Source organism: Tessaracoccus yangjingae (genome assembly GCF_055326235.1).
The window spans coordinates 273,779-287,405 of the sequence record NZ_JBUZNN010000004.1 but is presented as its reverse complement, the minus strand read 5'-3'; the positions used below and the strand labels follow the sequence as shown (position 1 = coordinate 287,405).

At 69.0% G+C, this 13,627-nt stretch carries 13 protein-coding genes and 1 tRNA gene; 10 read left to right on the top strand and 4 right to left on the bottom strand.

Annotated features, from left to right (window positions below; translation table 11 throughout):
• Nucleotides 1-46 precede the first annotated feature (46 nt).
• The 7 genes from ACZK5D_RS08485 (at nt 47) to pyk (ending at nt 5,320) form a co-directional block, all read left to right on the top strand.
• Entirely contained in the window at nt 47-493 is a 447-nt protein-coding gene (locus ACZK5D_RS08485; RefSeq protein WP_463665003.1) for a cell division protein SepF, read from the top strand.
• 4 nt (nt 494-497) lie between these two features.
• The gene (locus ACZK5D_RS08480; protein WP_463664949.1) at nt 498-782 is read left to right on the top strand and encodes a YggT family protein; all 285 of its coding nucleotides are present in this window, start codon (nt 498-500) and stop codon (nt 780-782) included.
• Between the two features lie 110 nt (nt 783-892).
• Nucleotides 893-1,834, top strand: a complete 942-nt coding sequence (locus ACZK5D_RS08475; RefSeq protein ID WP_463664948.1) for a DivIVA domain-containing protein — start codon at nt 893-895, stop codon at nt 1,832-1,834.
• Between the two features lie 106 nt (nt 1,835-1,940).
• On the top strand, nt 1,941-2,366 hold the full coding sequence (locus ACZK5D_RS08470; RefSeq protein ID WP_458994334.1) for a TraR/DksA family transcriptional regulator: 426 nt from the start codon (nt 1,941-1,943) through the stop codon (nt 2,364-2,366).
• A complete protein-coding gene (gene lspA / locus ACZK5D_RS08465) occupies nt 2,363-2,899 on the top strand; it encodes a signal peptidase II (RefSeq protein ID WP_463665002.1) in 537 nt (178 codons plus the stop codon). The genes ACZK5D_RS08470 and lspA overlap by 4 nt, the downstream gene beginning before the upstream one ends.
• Complete coding sequence (locus ACZK5D_RS08460) at nt 2,896-3,816, top strand: RluA family pseudouridine synthase (RefSeq protein WP_463664947.1); 921 nt, start codon at nt 2,896-2,898, stop codon at nt 3,814-3,816. The genes lspA and ACZK5D_RS08460 overlap by 4 nt, the downstream gene beginning before the upstream one ends.
• Before the next feature lie 79 nt (nt 3,817-3,895).
• Nucleotides 3,896-5,320 (top strand): pyruvate kinase, encoded by a 1,425-nt coding sequence (gene pyk, locus ACZK5D_RS08455; protein ID WP_463664946.1) that lies wholly within the window; start codon nt 3,896-3,898, stop codon nt 5,318-5,320.
• A 57-nt stretch (nt 5,321-5,377) separates the two neighbouring features.
• Here the strand turns inward: pyk and ACZK5D_RS08450 are convergent.
• Nucleotides 5,378-5,460 (bottom strand) — tRNA-Leu (locus ACZK5D_RS08450).
• Nucleotides 5,461-5,595: 135 nt separating this feature from the next.
• On the opposite strand from ACZK5D_RS08450, the gene ACZK5D_RS08445 reads away from it, so the two are divergent.
• A complete protein-coding gene (locus tag ACZK5D_RS08445; protein ID WP_458994331.1) occupies nt 5,596-6,174 on the top strand; it encodes an ANTAR domain-containing response regulator in 579 nt (192 codons plus the stop codon).
• 424 nt (nt 6,175-6,598) lie between these two features.
• On the opposite strand, the gene ACZK5D_RS08440 is transcribed toward ACZK5D_RS08445, so the two are convergent.
• A complete protein-coding gene (locus tag ACZK5D_RS08440; protein WP_463664945.1) occupies nt 6,599-7,432 on the bottom strand; it encodes an endonuclease domain-containing protein in 834 nt (277 codons plus the stop codon).
• Nucleotides 7,433-7,975: 543 nt separating this feature from the next.
• The gene (locus ACZK5D_RS08435; RefSeq protein ID WP_463664944.1) at nt 7,976-8,380 is read right to left on the bottom strand and encodes a PaaI family thioesterase; all 405 of its coding nucleotides are present in this window, start codon (nt 8,378-8,380) and stop codon (nt 7,976-7,978) included.
• On the opposite strand from ACZK5D_RS08435, the gene polA reads away from it, so the two are divergent.
• Nucleotides 8,379-11,093: a DNA polymerase I gene (gene polA, locus ACZK5D_RS08430; RefSeq protein WP_463664943.1), complete on the top strand. Its 2,715-nt coding sequence runs from the start codon at nt 8,379-8,381 to the stop codon at nt 11,091-11,093. The genes ACZK5D_RS08435 and polA overlap by 2 nt on opposite strands.
• 81 nt (nt 11,094-11,174) lie before the next feature.
• Here the strand turns inward: polA and ACZK5D_RS08425 are convergent, their stop codons facing one another.
• Nucleotides 11,175-11,933 carry a class F sortase gene (locus ACZK5D_RS08425; RefSeq protein WP_463664942.1) on the bottom strand — a complete coding sequence of 253 codons (759 nt, stop codon included), beginning with the start codon at nt 11,931-11,933 and terminating at the stop codon, nt 11,175-11,177.
• Between the two features lie 205 nt (nt 11,934-12,138).
• On the opposite strand from ACZK5D_RS08425, the gene rpsA reads away from it, so the two are divergent.
• Nucleotides 12,139-13,578, top strand: a complete 1,440-nt coding sequence (gene rpsA, locus ACZK5D_RS08420) for a 30S ribosomal protein S1 (RefSeq protein ID WP_458994326.1) — start codon at nt 12,139-12,141, stop codon at nt 13,576-13,578.
• Nucleotides 13,579-13,627: the final 49 nt, after the last annotated feature.

Here is a 13,627-nt window from a genome sequence, read left to right as displayed (position 1 = left end):
TATCAATGAAGGAGGCACCGTGGGCGTGAAGAAGCTTGCTGCGTGGATGGGGCTCGTCGAGGACGACCGCTACCGTGACGAGGCCCATGACGACGGAGACCTCACTGACGATATCTACGTCGACGAGGAGAGCGAAGAGATGAGCAAAGTGGCTCCGCTTCCCACCCGGCGCCCGACGGCGGTGGCCGCGGTCCCGCAGCCCGAGGTGGCGGACCTGAGCCGCATCGTCAGCGTGCGGCCGCGTTCCTACAACGAGGCTCGGGTCATCGGGGAGAACTTCCGCGACGGGATCCCCGTGATCATGAATCTCTCGGACATGGAGGACGGCGAGGACAAGCGTCTCGTCGATTTCGCCGCCGGGCTGATCTTCGGGCTGAAGGGCAACATCGAGCGGGTCTCCAGCAAGGTCTTCCTGCTGTGCCCGGCCAATCTGGTGGTGGGCCCCGAGGACAAGGAGCGCATCGCCTCCGGCGGCTTCTTCAACCAGAGCTGAGCACATGGTCGCCTACATCCTCTGGTGGCTGATCGGCCTCTACATCTGGGTACTGCTGGCCCGGGTGATTCTGTCGTGGATCCCGATGTTCGCCCCCAACTGGACGCCGCGCGGGTTCGTGCTGGTCATCGTCGAGTTCATCTACACGCTGACGGACCCACCCGTGAAGGCTCTGGGGAGGGTGATCAAGCCGGTGCGCATCGGCAATGTGTCGCTCGATCTCAGCGTCCTGGTGCTGTTCATCGGCCTGCAGATCCTGCAGTCATTCGTGCGCTTCATCCCCTTCTGATTCAAACTTTCAAGTCCTGCTGTAGCTGTTCGCCGATGCGCGAAGCGCTACGCTAGCCTGAAAGCGAGCCGGCCCGACCGGTCCGATCCGACTTTTCTATTGGAGCAACTATGAGCCTGACCCTGGATGAGGTGCGCCAGATCCGCTTCCGCATGTCGCGCCGTGGCGAGACCGGCTATCAGGTGGGCGACGTCGACACGTTCATCGACAAGGTGGAGCTGACCTTCGACGAGTTCGACAAGGAACGCGAGCGCATGCGCCGCGAGCTCGAGTCCGTGCAGCAGGGCAGCTTCTCCGGTGGCGGCGACGACAACGGGGCCAACGCGGCCGCGCTCCAGGAGAAGGACCGCGAGATCGATTCGCTCCGCTCCGAGGTGGATCGCCTCAACTCAGCGTTGAGCGAGGGCGGCGACGTCAACGCCTCCCTGGCCGCCTCCGAGCAGCGGGTGCGCGAGCTCACCGCCGAGAACGAGCAGCTGCGCAACCAGCTCGAGCAGGTCCGAGCCGAGTACGACAGGTCCCGCTCCGAGCGCGTCACCTCCGCCGGCGGCGTCCAGCACCTCACCGTCACCTCCAGCGAGGAGGCGGCCCCCGCCGTCACCCGCCTGCTGCAGATGGCCACCGATCAGGCCACCACGCTGGTCAACGAGGCGCAGGTCGAGGCCCAGCGCAAGCTCGACGAGGCCGATCAGCGCGCCAACGAGATCAAGACCGACGCCCGCACCAAGGCGGAGCGCATCGAGTCCGAGGCCCGCGTCAATGCGGAGCAGATGACCAACGAGGCCTCCTCCCGCGCGGCCGCGGTGGACCACCAGGCCGCCGAGCGCCGTCGCGAGCTCTTCGCGGACCTCGAGCGCGAGCAGAGCGAGCTCACCGTCAAGGTGGATCACTTGCGGGGCTTCGAGTCCAGCTTCCGCGAGAACATGAGCGGCGTGCTGCACCGGTTCATGAGCACCCTGGAGGGCGCCCATGCCGAGCCGAACGACGTTCCCGAGCTGGCTCAGCGCTCCGACACGCCGCGCCTGGACGCGCTCGCAGGCGGAGATCAGTAGTAGTCACCCCCGAACTCAGCACAGGCCGGCGCCCACGGGCGTCGGCCTGTTGACATGATCGGCCCTTGGTGTACCCTTCCCGAACAGCACTGAGCAGGAGAAGACAATGCCCACGTCGAAGAAAGCCGTAGAGCCCAACGCAGCGCTCCCGGTCCTCGAAGGAGAGGAGCCCTGGACGCCGGAGGAGGTGGCCGAACAGCGCGCCGAGCTTCACGACGAGTTGGAGCGCCTCGAGCGGCGCATCGCGGCCACGGAAGCCGAGCTGGAGGCCCTCCTCAAGGGTGGCACCGACGGCGCCGGTCGTGACCCGGCGGACGTCGGCTCGAGCAACTTCGAACGGGACCAGGAGCTGTCGCTGGCGCAGAACGTGCGCGAGATGGCCGAGCAGCTGCGCCTCGCCATCCACCTGTTCGACATCGGGGAGTACGGCAACTGCGAGATCTGCGGCAACCCCATCGGCAAGGGCAGGCTGCAGGTGTTCCCGCGTGCCACCCTCTGCGTGACCTGTAAGCAACGCGAGGAACGGCGCTGAGCGCCCGACGCCGCGGCATCAGGCGGATCGCCGTCGGCATCGGGCTCCTCGGACTGGGCGTGGACCAGCTGGTCAAGCTCGCCAGCGTCGCCTACCTCGAACCGGGCGTTCCAGTCGAGCTGGTGGGCAGCCTCCTGAAACTGAACCTCATCCGCAATCCGGGCGCGGCGTTCGGCATGGGGTCGGGCGTCACCATCGTGTTCTCCATCTTCGCCATCCTGGCCACCGTGGCCTGCCTGGCGGTCGCACTACCGCGGATCACCAAGCTGTGGCACGGGGTCGCGCTCGGCCTCCTGCTGGCCGGCATCACCGGCAACCTCGTGGACCGGATGTTCCAACCGCCGTCGTTCCTGCGGGGCCACGTCATCGACATGTTCCAGCTCCAGTACTTCGGGGCCATCTTCAACGTCGCGGACGTCTGCATCACCTCGGCGGCGGTCCTCATCGTGATCGGCGGCTTCCGCGACGAGCGCGCGGAGGCGGCCGCCGCGAAGGCCGAGGACTCGGAGTCGACGAAGGCCGTGGAGGCGTGAGCGTCTTCATCGTCCCCGACGCGCTCGCCGGGGACCGCGTCGACGCGACCGCCGCACGGGTCTCGGGATACAGCCGCTCCAGGGTCGAGGCGCTGATCGAGGCCGGGGGAGTCCTCCTCAATGGGGCGGTCGTCGCCAAGGCGTCCCAGCGCGTCTCGGGTGGCGAGCTGCTCGAGCTGGTGGACGACGCGGCCCCCGCCGGCGTGCGCGTGTCGCCGCATCTGGCCGACGGCGTGCGCATCGTGTTCGAGGATGCAGACCTGGTGGTGGTCGACAAGCCCGTCGGCGTGACGGCGCACCCGAGCCTGGGCTGGGAGGGCCCGTCGGTGGTGGAGCACCTGGCCGCTGCCGGCGTGCGGATCTCCACCTCCGGCGCCGCCGAGCGGCAGGGCATCGTGCAGCGCCTCGACGTGGGCACGAGCGGGCTGATGGTGGTGGCCAAGTCGGAGGTGGCCTACACGGTGCTCAAGCAGGCCTTCCGGGACCGCACCGTCGACAAGACCTACCACGCGTTGGTCCAGGGTCACCCGGACCCGTTCGAGGGCACCATCGAGGCGCCCATCGCCCGGCACCCGGGCTCGGACTGGAAGATGGCGATCATCGAGGGTGGGCGGCACTCGGTCACCCACTACGAGACCATCGAGGCGCACCGCTCGGCCACGCTGCTGCGGATCCACCTCGAGACGGGGCGGACCCACCAGATCCGGGTGCACATGGCGGCCATCGGGCACCCGTGCTGCGGCGATCCCCTGTACGGCGGGGACCCGGTGCTGGCCGCCCGGCTCGGCCTGGTGCGGCAGTGGCTGCACGCCGTCAGGCTCGGCTTCACCCATCCCACCTCCGGGGAGTACGTCACCTTCGAGTCGCCGTACCCCGACGACCTGGCGCACGCCCTCGAGGTGGTGCGCGAAGGCTGAGCGCGCCGTCGATCAGCGGCCCGGCCTGCTACCGGCCACCCCCGCTGCGCCACGGGACCCGTTCCGGTAGGGTTGCCCCGTGCGTAGAGCAAAGATCGTTTGTACCCTCGGCCCCTCCGCCGAGACCGTTGACCGCCTGATCGAGTTGCTGGATGCGGGCATGAACGTCGCCCGCCTCAACATGAGCCACGGCGACTACGAGGAGCATGGCAACCGCCTCAGGAACGTCCGGGCCGCCTCCGAGGCCACCGGCAAGACCGTGGGTGTCTTCGCGGACCTCCAGGGCCCCAAGATCCGCCTCGGCCGCTTCGAGGGCGACCAGAAGGTCCACCTCGCGGTCGGTGACCGTTTCACCATCACCATCGACGACATCCAGGGCAACCAGGATCGTTGCTCGACCACCTACAAGGGCCTCCCCGGCGACGTCAACGTCGGCGATCAGATCCTCATCGACGACGGCAAGGTGGGCCTCAAGGCCATTGAGGTCACCGCCACCGACGTGGTGTGCGAGGTCACCGTCCCCGGCCCCGTGTCGAACAACAAGGGCATCAACCTGCCCGGCGTGGCCGTCTCCGTCCCCGCGCTGAGCGACAAGGACGAGCGGGACCTCCGCTGGGCGCTCCACCAGGACGTCGACATGGTGGCCCTGTCCTTCGTCCGCTCCGGCGACGACATCAAGCGCGTGCACGAGATCATGGACGAGGAGGGGCGCCACGTCCCCGTCATCGCCAAGCTCGAGAAGCCGCAGGCCATCGCCAACCTCCAGGACATCATCGACGCGTTCGACATGTTCATGGTCGCCCGCGGTGACCTGGGCGTCGAGCTGCCCCTCGAAGAGGTGCCGCTGGTCCAGAAGCGCATCATCCGCGCCGCCCGCAAGTGGGCCAAGCCGGTCATCGTCGCCACCCAGATGCTCGAGTCCATGATCACCAACCCGCGCCCCACCCGCGCGGAGGCCTCGGACGTCGCCAACGCCATCCTCGACGGCGCGGACGCGGTCATGCTCTCGGGCGAGACCTCCGTCGGCGACTTCCCGGTGGAGACCGTCTCCACCATGGCGCGCATCGTCGAGAAGACCGAGCGCGAGGGCCACGCCGAGATCCACATCATCGACTGGGACCCGCACACCACGGGCGGCATCCTCGCCAAGGCCGCGGCCGAGGTGGCCGAGCGCATCGGCGCCCGCTACCTGGTGGCGTTCACGAAGTCGGGTGACACGGGGCGGCGGCTGTCGCGGCTTCGCTCGCCCATCCCGATGCTGGTGTTCTCGCCCGAGCGGTCCACCCAGCAGACCATGACCCTGTCGTGGGGCGTGGACACCCAGATCACCCCCGAGTTCACGGAGCAGGAGGAGATGGTCGAGGCCGTCGACCGCCACCTGCGTGACCGCGGCATGATCGAGGTCGGCGAGCGCATCGTCATCGTGTCGGGCTCCCCGATGGGCATCCCCGGCAAGACCAACAACCTGCGCGTGCACAAGGTCAAGGAGCTCGGCGAGAGCTGAGCCTCACAGACGAGGAAAGGGAGCCCCTCAGGGCTCCCTTTTCCGTCTTCCGACCAGTGCCCGGGAGGGGAGTCGAACCCCTAAGGCCTTTCAGCCAGACGGGTTTGAGCCGTCCGCGTATACCATTCCGCCACCCGGGCGCTCAGCGCGTGCATCATTGTGCCACACCCCCACCTTTGGTGCTGACTGGGCATCCTGAGGCAATGCCGAGTAGGATCAGCGCAGTATTTGCAGGCCTGGCTCTGAGCCGGCCGCGGGAAAGAAGTGACCAACGGATGAATAAGAAGCCCACTGTGATCGTCGCCGAGGATGAGGCGCTGATCCGCCTGGACCTCGTCGAGCTCCTCACCGAAGAGGGATATGACGTCGTCGGCGAGGCCGGCGACGGTGAAGAGGCAGTCAAGCTGGCCCGCGAGCTGGAGCCGGACCTGGTCATCATGGACGTGAAGATGCCCAAGATGGACGGCATCAGCGCGGCTGAGATCATCGCCGAGGAGCGCATCGCCCCCGTCGTCATGCTGACCGCCTTCAGCCAACGTGACCTGGTGGAGCGCGCGCGCGAGGCCGGGGCCATGGCCTACGTGGTCAAGCCGTTCGGCGCCTCGGATGTGGTCCCCGCCATCGAGATCGCCATGGGACGGTTCCAGGAGATCAAGGCTATCGAGGACGAGCTGGTCTCCCTGGAGGAGCGCCTCGAGTCCCGCAAGGTGATCGATCAGGCCAAGGGCATCCTGCAGCAGGACCTCGGCCTCACCGAGCCCGAGGCGTTCCGCTGGATCCAGAAGACGGCGATGGACCTGCGCAAGTCGATGCGCGACGTGGCCGAGGGCGTCATCTCCCACAAGAAGAAATAGCGCGAGGGGTCGCGGGGGAGGGGCACCACCCCGCCCCCGCCCTGACCGCGCGACCCGCCACCCCGCCACGTCCACTCGCAGGGCACCGCCGCACTCGGCCACAGGTCACCGCAGCGCCCCAACAGAGCCCGCCCCATCGCAGGGCACCAGGTCTGCCGCCTTGACCCCAGGGATTCCCCCACATCGAGCACGACACGCCGTCGGAACCGGTTTCGGGGTATGACTGCGGCGTCGATCGGCGGTTCAGGTGGACATTCGTGCCCAGTGCCGACGGCCCACCCTGCCTCGCCCAGTCCAGCCCCCGTCCCAGCGCGTGCACGACTCGCCGTCGGAATCGGTGTCCGCGTACGACTGTGGCGCCGATGGCCGGTTCAGGCGGACATTCGTGCCGTGCTGCACGAGGCTCGGTGACCTGACCAGGGGGTCACGGCCGACGGCGGCCCGTGCGGCGGGCGATGGCCCGGATGTCGCCGAGCACGTCCTCCCACTGCGTGAGGACCTGAACCCAGGTGAGCCGGATGGTGATCAGGCCGAGGGTCGCGGCGACGCGGTCGCGCCGTCGGTCCTCCTCGAAGCCCTCGTCTCCGCTGTGGAACTCCCGCCCATCGGTCTCCACGATCAGTCGTCGTCCGATCATCATGTCGACGCGTCCGAGGCCAGGCACCGGCACCTGGATCCGAGGGCGGAAGCCGGACGTGCGGAGGCGCTGCCGCGTGATCGATTCGAGCGGCGACTCCGTCCGGGAGTCGGCCCTGGCGAGCAGGTCACGAGCGTGAGGGCTGTGTCCGTCAAGAAGCGTGGTCAGCTCCGCGCGGGTCAACAGCTTCCGGTGGAGCACGCAGTCCATTGCCATCACAGCCTCCTCGTGGCTGTGATGCCGGATCGCGGCGGCGAGCGCGGCGGGAATCTCGTCGAGGGGCTTGAGCGTCGGCCCGGATGGGCTGAAGCAGAGCCGGGCGCCTGCGGGCAGTTCGCGCCTGCGCATCCCATATTCACCGCGTCGGAGGTGCAGTCCACTGGTGGGCATGGTCCACAGCCCGTGGGCGGCGAGCGCCGAGACGCAGGTGAGGGTGGCGTCCGCCCGCGCTGCAGCGACCACGTCCGCGTTTGCGTCGCCACGCGCGTATCGACTTCGGTCGATTCGCACCAGCGAACCGTCGAGCTCAGCCGCTTCGATCCGCCGTCGGGACATGCCCTCGGCCAGAAGCTCCTTGCGCGTGACGACGCCGCCAGCGCCCCGGGAATGGTAGATCCTCACCCCTCCTTGCTCGTGAGTGGGCAGTCCAAATTTCCACCCCTCGCCTGCCCTGTGGACAACGCATGGTGAGCACGACACGCCGTCGGGAGTGGCGGTCGTGGTCCTCGGGTGCATCGGGGTGTGGTTCAGGCGGCGTGTCGTGCCCGGTGGGGGCGAGGGCGACAGGGGTGGGGGCAACGGGGGTGGAGCCGCGAGCGGTGCCTGGGTCGAGGGCGGGCTGTGCACAAAACGCCGTCTGCTGTGTGGGCCGTGGTCGGTGGCGGCGTCGGGGTGCGGTTGAGGCGGCGTGTCGTGCGCGGTGTAGGGCGGCGGGCGGGGGTGGGTGCCCGAGCGACGGTGTGGCTGTGCACGAATAGCCGTCGGGAGTGGCGGTCGTGGGCCGTGGCGGCATCGGGGTGGGGTTCGGTCGGCGTGTCGTGCCCGGTGCGCGGGGGGCGGTTGAGGCGGCGTGTCGTGCACGGTGTGGGGCGGCGGGGTGTGCCGTTCGGTCGGCGTGTCGTGCACGCCTCGCGACGACGCGGCGGGCGCGGCGCCGTCGTGGTCCTAGCGCGGCAGCTGGATCATCTGGCACGTGAGGCGGCCGACGGCGGTGGTCCGGCCCTTGTCGTCGACCACCTCCACCGAGTAGGAGACCACGCGGCCGCCTAGGTGGATGGCGGTGGCGGTGCCGGTCACGCGGCCGGACTTGGCCGCCCGTACGTGCGTCACGTTGAGGTCGACGCCCACACCGACCCGATCGGGGTACCCGTACGCCATCGCGCACATCGACGCCAGGGTCTCGATGAGCACGCCCGAGGCGCCGCCGTGCAGAAGCCCGAAGGGCTGCTGGTTGCCCTCCACGGGCATGGACCCCACCGCCCGCTCCGGCGACAGTTCGGTGATCTCGACCCCCAGCTTGTGGTCCAGCGGGGAGGTGACGTCGGCGAGCCAGGGGGGCACATGGTTCATGGGCCGACTCTGCCACACCTTCGGTAGGCTCGCCGATGTGAGTGACTCGGGCAAGCTGCTGTTGATCGACGGCCATTCGGTGGCCTACCGCGCGTTCTTCGCGCTGCCCGTGGAGAACTTCGCCACCACCACGGGCCAGCACACCAACGCGGTGTTCGGCTTCACGTCGATGCTCATCAACGTGCTGCGCGACGAGCAGCCCACCCACCTGATCGTGGCGTTCGACGTGGCCCGGGAGTCCTTCCGCACCGAGCAGTACCCCGAGTACAAGGCCAACCGCTCGAAGTCGCCCGACGAGTTCAAGGGGCAGGTGGCTCTGGTCAAGGACGTCCTCGACGCCCTCAACATCCCCTACCTCGAGAAGCCGGGATACGAGGCCGACGACCTCATCGCCTCGCTCTCCACCAAGGCGGAGGCGGAGGGCTACGACGTGTTCATCGTCACCGGTGACCGCGACGCCATGCAGTTGGTCTCGGACCACGTCACCGTGCTCTACCCACGCAAGGGTGTCTCGGACCTGGCGCGCATGACGCCGGAGACCGTCACCGAGAAGTACCTGGTCCCGCCGGCGCGCTACCCCGAGCTGGCGGCGCTGGTGGGGGAGACCAGCGACAACCTGCCGGGGGTGCCCGGCGTCGGGCCCAAGACGGCGGCGAAGTGGCTGGAGCAGTACGGCGGCCTCGACAACCTCGTCGCCCGCGCGGAGCAGGTCCCCGGCAAGGCGGGGGAGTCGTTCCGGGCCCACCTCGACGGCGTGGTGCGCAACCGGCGCCTCAACGCGCTGGTCCGCGACCTCGACCTCGGCCTCCCGCTCCAGGAGGCCGCCAGGCACGACTGGGACCGCGAGCGCGTGCACCAGCTCTTCGACGCGCTCGAGTTCCGGGTCCTGCGCGAGCGGCTCCTGGAGCTTGCCCCGGCCGAGCCCGTCGCCACCGAGTCGTTCGCCGTCGAGGGGTCGCGGCTGGGCGCCGGGGAGGTGGGTGACTGGCTCGACGCACACGCCACCACCCGCACTGCCCTGCATCCCGTGGGGCAGTGGGGCGGGGGCGCGGGAGACATCACCGCCCTCGCGTTCGCCGCGGTCGACGGTGCCGGCGCCTACCTCGACACGGCGGACCTGACGCCCGAGGACGACGCGGCGCTGGCCGCGTGGCTGGCCGATCCGGCGCGCGGCAAGCTGCTGCACGGTGCGAAGGGGCCGATGCTGGCCTGTTGGGCGCGGGGCTGGAACCTGGTCGGCGTCGTGCAGGACACGCTCCTGGCCGCGTACCTGCTGAGGCCGGACCAGCGCACCTACGACCTTGGCGACCTGGTGGTGCGCTACCTGCAGCGCGAGCTGTCGGCCGAGCCGAGCGCCGCGGACGCGCCGCAGGCGGCGCTGGACTTCGGCGACGCGGACGACGGCTCGATGGACCGGGCGCTGCTGCACGCCCGCGCGGTGTTCGACCTGGCCGAGGCGCTCGAGGGGCAGCTGACCGAGCGCAACGCGGCCACGCTCATGGCCACCGTCGAACTGCCCCTGCAGCGCACGCTCGCCGAGATGGAGCGGACCGGGGTCGCGGTGGACGTCGACAGGCTGCAGGCGCTCCGGGACGAGTTCGACGGCGCGGTCGCGGCCGCCCAGCAGGCCGCCTACGACGTCCTGGGCCACGAGGTGAACCTCGGATCGCCCAAGCAGCTCCAGACCGTCCTCTTCGAGGACCTGGACATGCCGAAGACCCGGCGCACCAAGTCGGGCTACACCACCGACGCCGAGGCGCTCGAGCAGCTCTTCGCCAAGACCGAGCACCCCTTCCTGGGTCACCTGTTGGCCCACCGCGACCAGATCCGGCTGCGCCAGACCGTCGACGGGCTCCTCGCCGCGATCCGCGACGACGGCCGCATCCACACCACCTACGTGCAGACCATCGCGGCCACCGGGCGCCTGTCCTCCACGGACCCCAACCTGCAGAACATTCCCATCCGCACCTCAGTCGGGCGGCAGATCCGCTCCGCGTTCGTGCCCGGCACGGGCTTCGAGGCGCTGATGTCGGCGGACTACTCGCAGATCGAGATGCGGCTCATGGCCCACGCCAGCGGCGACGAGGGCCTGATCGAGGCGTTCACCTCCGGCCGCGACTTCCACAACGAGATGGCCTCCCTCGTGTTCCGCGTGGAGCCCGAGGGCGTGACCGCCGAGATGCGGGCCAAGATCAAGGCCATGAACTACGGGCTGGCCTACGGGCTCAGCGCGTTCGGGCTGTCGAACCAGCTGAAGATCTCCGTCGGCGAGGCCAAGGTCCTCATGGAGGACTACTTCACGCGCGTCGGCGGCGTCAGGGAGTACCTGTCCTCGGTGGTGGAGGAGGCGCGGAAGCGCGGCTACACCGAGACGATGCTCGGCCGCCGCCGCTACCTTCCCGACCTCACCACCACGAACCGGCAGCGGCGCGAGATGGCCGAGCGGGCGGCGCTGAACTCACCCATCCAGGGTTCGGCGGCGGACGTGATCAAGGTGGCGATGATCAACGTGGCGCGCGCCGTCGCGGAGCAGGGGTTGGCCAGCCGGATGCTGCTTCAGGTCCACGACGAGCTCGTGTTCGAGGTGGCGCCGGGGGAGCGCGAGGAGCTGACCGCGCTGGTGCACGCCGAGATGACGGGCGCGTTCTCGCTGGCGGTACCTCTCGAGGTCTCCGTCGGGGTGGGCGACTCCTGGCAGTCGGCCGCCCACTAGTCGGGCGTCGGAGGTTCGCCGAGAGTCACGCCCTAGTGGCGCGCCTTGCTGCCTTCCCCGGGCCCGACGAACGGCCGACGCTCAGGCGGCCGCCGTCACCGGCGTGGCGTAGAAGAAGATGCGCGAGTCCCAGGTGCCGGTGGCCTTCGTGTAGTCCCAGCAGATGATGATGGCCAGCTGCGGCTCACCCTCGTAGTCGATCATCACGTCGCTCTGCGGGTCGTAGTCCGCGACCCACACCTTCGTCGCGCCGGTGAACTCGTAGCACTGGACCTTGCCGTCCTCGCCGTAGAGCTTGATGAGGTCGCCCTTGGCCAGCTGGGGCTCCCCGTCGGCGAAGAGCTCGTTGCCGAGCGCCTTGCCGGTGCGGTAGGTGTGGATGGACAGCAGCGCTTTCCCCTGGTCGCTACCCGGCATGGGGCCGGCGTTCCACCAGGAGGCGGTCCGGGCCTCGTCCTTCGGCGGAGCCGCGATGTTGCCGTCCTCATCCAGGTTGAGGGAGACCACCCGCTCGTCCGCGCCGACGGCGGGGATGGCGAACCGCGTGGGGACGAACCCGCCACCCGGATCGGTGCAATCGGCGGGCGCCGAGCTCGTGGGTGACGCCGCCGGCGAGCTGCTGCCCGCCGGCGCGGAGGAGGCCAGGGACGGCGAGGGCGAGGGCAGCGCGGGCGAGGGGGAGGCGGCGACCGACACCGGCGGTGACGACGGCGCGGGCAGGGCATCGGTCTGCCCACCTCGCGGGATGATGAGCGCGATGAGGGCCACGACGGCGACCGCAGCGGCGAGGACGATGAGCAGGGGGAGGCGGGATCGCGTCGGCTGCGGATCGGTGGTCACCCGCCCAGCTTATGCAGTGGCCGGCCCGGCCCGAAACGACTAGGCTTCGGAGGTCGCGGACCATGCCGGGATCAGGTTGCTCTGAGTCGGCATGGGGGCTAGGCTGGGCGGGCACTGTGGCCTGCGTTTCCTCGGACGGAGCAGGGACCGCGCGTTTCACGACAGGGTCGCTGTGCGCACACATCTTTTTCGGAGTCCTTACTACATGACCTCCTCCACTGAGGCGTCGACGGTCGCCGTCGACGACTTTGCGACCCAAGAGGAATTCCTCGCCGCGGTTGACGCAACCATCAAGTATTTCAACGACGGGGACATCGTCTCCGGCACAGTCGTCAAGGTCGACCGGGACGAGGTCCTGCTCGACATCGGTTACAAGACCGAAGGCGTCATCCCCTCCAAGGAACTCTCCATCAAGCACGATGTGGACCCGTTCGACGTGGTCCAGGTCGGTGATGTGATCGAGGCCCTGGTCCAGCAGAAGGAGGACAAGGAGGGTCGGCTGATCCTGTCCAAGAAGCGGGCTCAGTACGAGCGCGCCTGGGGCACGATCGAGAAGGTCAAGGAAGAGGACGGTGTCGTCACCGGCCACGTCATCGAGGTGGTCAAGGGCGGCCTCATCGTCGACATCGGCCTCCGCGGCTTCCTGCCCGCGTCGCTGGTCGAGATGCGTCGCGTCCGCGATCTCCAGCCCTACGTGGGCATGGAGCTCGAGGCCAAGATCATCGAGCTGGACAAGAACCGCAACAACGTGGTCCTGTCCCGCCGCGCCTACCTCGAGCAGACCCAGTCCGAGGTGCGCCAGACGTTCCTCACCGGGCTCCAGAAGGGCCAGATCCGCAAGGGTGTCGTCTCCTCGATCGTCAACTTCGGCGCCTTCGTCGACCTGGGCGGCGTGGACGGCCTCGTGCACGTCTCCGAGCTGTCCTGGAAGCACATCGACCACCCCAACGAGGTTGTCGAGGTGGGCATGCCCGTCACCGTCGAGGTGCTCGAGGTGGACATGGACCGCGAGCGCGTGTCCCTGTCGCTCAAGGCCACCCAGGAAGACCCGTGGCAGACCTTCGCGCGTCTGCACCAGATCGGGCAGATCGTGCCCGGCAAGGTCACCAAGCTCGTCCCGTTCGGCGCGTTCGTCCGCGTCGGCGAGGGCATCGAGGGCCTGGTCCACGTGTCGGAGCTGGCCGAGCGTCACGTCGAGATCCCGGAGCAGGTTGTCTCCGTGGGCGACGACCGCATGGTCAAGGTCATCGACATCGACCTCGAGCGTCGCCGCGTCTCGCTGTCGCTGAAGCAGGCCAACGAGGGTGTCGACGTCGCCGCTGACGACTTCGATCCGCTGCTCTACGGCATGCAGGCGTCCTACGACGAGCAGGGTAACTACATCTACCCCGAGGGCTTCGATCCGGAGACCAACGACTGGAAGGAAGGCTTCGACGAGCAGCGCGCTGCCTGGGAAGCCCAGTACGCCCAGGCTCACTCGCTGTGGGAGGCCCACAAGCGTCAGGTCGAGTCGGCCGAGACCGCGGACCGCGACGCGGCCGTCCTCGCCGGCACCGGCTACACCACCGAGTCCGAGGGGTCCGGCGAGCTCGCCTCGGACGAGACCCTGCAGGCTCTGCGGGACAAGCTCACCGGCGGTCGCTGAACCAGCCACCCGGAGGGGCGTCGATCCGATGAGGATCGGCGCCCCTTCG

Excerpts from the sequence above, each read along its gene's own strand:
- ACZK5D_RS08485 (WP_463665003.1), top strand. The coding sequence starts at position 47 with ATGGGGCTCGTCGAGGACGACCGCTACCGTGACGAGGCCCATGACGAC.
- ACZK5D_RS08480 (WP_463664949.1), top strand. The coding sequence starts at position 498 with ATGGTCGCCTACATCCTCTGGTGGCTGATCGGCCTCTACATCTGGGTA.
- ACZK5D_RS08475 (WP_463664948.1), top strand. The coding sequence starts at position 893 with ATGAGCCTGACCCTGGATGAGGTGCGCCAGATCCGCTTCCGCATGTCG.
- ACZK5D_RS08470 (WP_458994334.1), top strand. The coding sequence starts at position 1,941 with ATGCCCACGTCGAAGAAAGCCGTAGAGCCCAACGCAGCGCTCCCGGTC.
- ACZK5D_RS08445 (WP_458994331.1), top strand. The coding sequence starts at position 5,596 with ATGAATAAGAAGCCCACTGTGATCGTCGCCGAGGATGAGGCGCTGATC.
- polA (WP_463664943.1), top strand. The coding sequence starts at position 8,379 with ATGGGCCGACTCTGCCACACCTTCGGTAGGCTCGCCGATGTGAGTGAC.
- ACZK5D_RS08435 (WP_463664944.1), bottom strand. The coding sequence starts at position 8,380 with ATGAACCATGTGCCCCCCTGGCTCGCCGACGTCACCTCCCCGCTGGAC.
- rpsA (WP_458994326.1), top strand. The coding sequence starts at position 12,139 with ATGACCTCCTCCACTGAGGCGTCGACGGTCGCCGTCGACGACTTTGCG.